This is a genomic window from Mycobacterium sp. E1214, assembly GCF_001666755.1.
In the GTDB taxonomy this organism is placed as follows: Bacteria; Actinomycetota; Actinomycetes; order Mycobacteriales; family Mycobacteriaceae; genus Mycobacterium.
Map to the genome: position 1 here is coordinate 1 of NZ_LZJC01000035.1, position 594 is coordinate 594.

Annotated in this window: 1 protein-coding gene; it reads right to left on the reverse strand. The window is 71.0% G+C overall.

The genetic code is table 11. From position 1 onward, the window contains the following. Window positions 1-27: 27 nt before the first annotated feature. Window positions 28-594: S8 family serine peptidase (locus A5700_RS04375; RefSeq protein ID WP_156671074.1), on the reverse strand; the 567-nt coding region annotated here is incomplete at its 5' end.

The following is a 594-nucleotide window of genomic DNA, read 5'->3' on the forward strand; positions in this document are numbered from 1 at the left end:
CGGCCACACTGAGCGGGAAGGTCGCCTTCATGACCCCGCCCCCCGCCGGCGCATCAGTGCCGCCGAGCCCAGCACCACCGAACACAGCAGCGCCAGGCCGCCCACACCGGCCGCGGCCACCCACACCGGCGTCATGTCGCGCCCGATCTTCGGCGGGGCCAGCACCAGCGGGGCCGCCAGGTGTTGTGGTCCGACGGGTTCTCCGGGCGGTAGGTCATAGGTCAAGGCGGCCACCGGGTCCACGATGCCGTGCCCGACCTGGTTGTCCACCCCTCGCGCCGGGGCCCGCGCGGTCTTGAGCAGCCGGTTGATCACCTGATGCGCGGTGAGCTGCGGGTACTTTGCGCGCACCAGCGCGACCACCCCGGAGACCAGCGCGGCAGAAAAGGAGGTGCCCACCTGCGGCAGCAAGGCGTTCTTCGGGCCTTCGACGGCGTTCATCAGCCCGTCATCGCGCGGGGACAGGCTTTCGATGTCCGTGCCCGGGGCCGCGATCGACACCCAGGGGCCCGCCATGCTGATATCCAGCGGGGCCCCCGAAGAGTCGACCGCGCCCACCGTCAGCACATAGTCAGAAAACCATGCCGGGGTGGC